The sequence below is a fragment of the Actinoallomurus acaciae genome (assembly GCF_042429965.1).
GTDB classification, from domain to species: Bacteria; Actinomycetota; Actinomycetes; order Streptosporangiales; family Streptosporangiaceae; genus Actinoallomurus; species Actinoallomurus acaciae.
Map to the genome: position 1 here is coordinate 1 of NZ_JBHLZP010000690.1, position 3,606 is coordinate 3,606.

General features: G+C 73.7%; 4 protein-coding genes. 1 reads left to right on the forward strand and 3 read right to left on the reverse strand.

Translation table 11 applies throughout. The features are described 5' to 3' along the window. The coding region (locus ACFFNX_RS45080; RefSeq protein ID WP_378212432.1) for a helix-turn-helix transcriptional regulator at positions 1-493 on the forward strand (493 nt) is incomplete at its 5' end. 6 nt (positions 494-499) lie between these two features. Here the strand turns inward: ACFFNX_RS45080 and ACFFNX_RS45085 are convergent. From ACFFNX_RS45085 to ACFFNX_RS45095, 3 genes are all read right to left on the reverse strand, one after another. Then, entirely contained in the window at positions 500-2,791 is a 2,292-nt protein-coding gene (locus tag ACFFNX_RS45085) for a glycoside hydrolase family 3 C-terminal domain-containing protein (protein ID WP_378212433.1), read from the reverse strand. A 110-nt stretch (positions 2,792-2,901) separates the two neighbouring features. Further along, complete coding sequence (locus ACFFNX_RS45090; RefSeq protein WP_378212435.1) at positions 2,902-3,219, reverse strand: hypothetical protein; 318 nt, start codon at positions 3,217-3,219, stop codon at positions 2,902-2,904. Positions 3,220-3,299: 80 nt separating this feature from the next. Then, positions 3,300-3,606, reverse strand: a 307-nt coding sequence (locus ACFFNX_RS45095; RefSeq protein ID WP_378212436.1) for a helix-turn-helix transcriptional regulator, incomplete at its 5' end; no start/stop codon positions are given.

Below are 3,606 nucleotides of genomic sequence, written 5' to 3' on the forward strand. Positions count from 1 at the left end.
GCGCGCGTCGGCCCTGGTGACGGGGGCGCGCGGCGATCCGGAGGGCGCGGCGGAGGGCCTCACCCGGGCCGCGGAGACGCTCGCCGCCTCGCCGTACCCGCTGGAGGAGGGCCGGACCCGCCTCGAACTCGGCCGTCTGCGCGCCCGGATGAACGACCCGGCGGCCGCACGCGAGTCACTGCGCGCGGCGCACCGGGTCTTCTCCCGCGCGAAGGCCGCGCCGTGGGTGGCGGCCGTCACCGCCGAACTGGACCACCTGGACGTGGGCGTACGCAGAACGGCGGGTGAGACCGACCCGCTGCGCACCCTGACCGGCGTCGAACGCCGCGTGGCGGTCCTGGTCGCCGACGGCGCGACGAACCGCGAGATCGCGACCCGCCTGTTCGTGAGCGTGAAGACGGTGGAGGCCGCCCTCACCCGGACGTACCGCAAACTGGGCATCCGCTCCCGCGTCGACCTCGCCCGCCTCGCCGCCGCCCACCGCCCCGACTGAGAGGCCCTATCGCGAGATGCGGACGCGCTCCATGATGTCCTGGAGCGTCGCGTGGTCGAATCCGACGTTGGGGAAGACGGCCAGGCTCGAGACCGGGAAGTTGCCGATCGTCCTGGCCACCGCCGCGTCGGCGAAGACGCCGCGCGGACGGCCCTGGTCGTCGTTGCCGACCGCCTCGCGCAGTGCCGCGCCGGCGACGGGATCGGCGATCCACTCGTCGAGGGTCGACATGAGGGTGAGCGGCACCCGCCTCGGCGTCGCCGCCAGCTCGACGTCCACGGTGAGGCGCAGGTCCCGGGAGGACGCGCCGACGTGGATCGTGTGCGTTCCAGGGGCGACGGTCCACCCGTGCCCGGTGGACCAGTACGCGAAGTCCCGCGCTCCCAGCGCGAACGTGACCGGCTGGGACTCCCCGGGCCGCAGCGACACCTTGGCGAACGCGCGCAGTTCGTGCGGCGGGCGGTGGACCGGCGCCGCCCGATCCCCGACGTAGACCTGCACCACCTCCTGCCCGACACGCGGCCCGGTGTTGGTCACGGTGAGACCGACCTCCACCGTCAGCGTCCCGTCGTCCGCCGACCCGTGGACCGCGACGGCGAGATCGTCGTAGCCGAAGGTCGTGTAGGTCAGGCCGTGACCGAACGGGTACGCGACCGGCCGATCGGTCGCGTCGAAGCCGCGGTAGCCCACGAAGACACCCTCGCCGTACCGGACGGATCCCTCCTCGCCGGGGAAGTTGAGATGGGAGGGGACGTCCTGGAGCCGGACCGGGATCGTCTCCGCCAGGCGCCCGGAGGGCGCGGCGAGCCCGAGCAGGAGATCGGCGATGGCGCCCCCCGCGGCCTGTCCGCCGAGCCGGCATTCGAGGATGGCCCCGGCGTGCGGCTCGACCGTGCTCACGTCGACCACCGAGCCGTCGACCAGGACGGCCACGACGTCACGGCACTCCTCCGCGACCGCGCGAAGCGACTCGATCTGCGGCGCCGGGAGCTGGAGGTGCGTCCGGTCGTAGCCCTCGGACTCGTCTCCGGGCAACAGCCCCAGGACCACGATGGCGGCGTCCGCGCCGCGGGCCGCCGTACGCGCCTGCTCGAGCAGCGCCGCGTCGGTCTCCTCATCGTGCTCCGGCTCGAGGCGGTAGCCGGCCGCGAAGTCGAGCCGCGCGTCGCCGGGGAGCAGGCGGCGCAGTTCGTCGAGGATGTTCTCCAGCCGGGTCGGGTTGACCCGTGAGCTGCCCGTGCCCTGGAACTGGGGGGTCCTCGCCAGTTCACCGACGAGCGCGTACCGGCGTCCGGGTGCGGCGGCCAACGGCAGCAGCCCGGCGTCGTTGCGCAGCAGTACGGCGCCCTCCCGCGCGGCCCGGCGGGCGAGTTCGTGATGCCCGGCGACGTCGAATCCGCCGTCCGGAGCACCGCCGGATCCGACCGCCCGCCGGACGAGCTCCAGCACCCGGCGCGCCGCCCGGTCGAGGTCGGCGAGGTCGAGCCGGCCGTCGGTCACGGCGGCGACGATCTCGGCGTCGGACATGCCCAGCTTGGGCGGCATCTCGAGGTCGAGCCCGGCGGCGAGCGCGGCGACGCGGTCGTGGACGGCGCCCCAGTCGGAGACGACCACGCCCTCGAAGCCCCACTCCTCACGCAGGATCGTCGTGAGCAGGCCACGGTGCTGTGACGCGTACTCCCCGTTGACCTTGTTGTACGAGCACATGACCGTCCACGGGCTCGCCTCCCGGACGACCCGTTCGAAACCGGCGAGGTAGATCTCCCGCAACGTCCGCTCGTCGACCTCGGCGCTCACCCGGAGCCGGTCGGTCTCCTGGTTGTTGACCGCGTAGTGCTTGAGCGACGCTCCCACGCCACGGCTCTGCACACCGTCCACCCAGGCCGCCCCGAGAACCCCGGACACGTGGGGGTCCTCGGCGAAGTACTCGAAGTTGCGGCCGCACAGCGGTGACCGCTTGATGTTGATGCCGGGGCCGAGCAGGATCGAGACCCCGAGCGCCCGCGCCTCCTCGCCGAGCGCCTCCCCGACGGCCCGTACCAGCTCCGCGTTCCAGGTCGACCCGAGCGCGGAGGCCGTCGGGAAACACGTCGCCGGTATGCTGCCGCCGGCGCCGACGTGGTCGGCCCGCGCCGACTGCCTGCGCAGCCCGTGCGGCCCGTCGGACATCGTGATCGCGGGCACACCGAGCCGGTCGATCGCGCGGGTGTTCCAGAAGCTGGAGCCGAGGCACAGCGAGGCCTTCTCGGCAGTCGTCAGATCGGCGAGAACCGTCGCCGTGTCGAAGGTGTCGGACACTACGCCTCCAATCCGACCCACCCACGGACGTGGGTGGGTCGGCACGCGCCGTCGATCGTGCGCAGCGTATCCCAGCGCATGACGGTGAAGATCGCTCAGCGCGGTCGCGGTCAGGCCGGGGGCAGGGCCGCCGCCACGTCGTAGTGCCGGATGACCGGGTCGGAGTCGAGCAGGGCGGCCCGGGCCGCGGGCGTGACCCGCTCGCGCTCGTGGTCGTGCCCGGCGAAACGCCGTACGGCGTCGATCGAGTCGAACAGGGTCAGCGTCCGGATCTCCACCGCCCCGGCCTGCTCGCGGGCGAGGAGGTACGCGCCGCGAAAGCCCTCCAGGCCGCGCAGGTGGCCGAGCACCTCGGTCGTGAAGACCTCGCGGTAGCGTTCGGCGTCCTCGGGACCGCCGGTCCGTGCCTGCCAGATACGTGCGATCATGCCGTGCCTTCTCCTCTCCTGCGGGCCGTCCATCGACGAGTCTCGGCCCGGCCCCGGGGGAGGCGCTTGAAGATGCTTGCTCAGTCCGCCCTGAGCAGACGGCGCAGCGCGCTCGGCGTGTGGCCGCACTCCTCGCGTACGGTGCGGGTCAGGTGGGCGTGGTCGGCGAACCCCAGGTCGGCCGCGAGGCCCGCCAGGTCCGCCCGGCCCGCCTCGATCGCGTCCAGCGCGCGCAGCACGCGCACGCGAGTGCGGTAGGCGCTCAGGGTCAGCCCGGTCTGCCGGCGGAAGAGCCGGCTGAGGTGGTACGGCGAACAGCCGAGGCGCCGCGCCGTCTCCCGCAGGCCGAGCGCGACCGGGTCCAGCGCCAGCAGCTCCCGCGCCGCG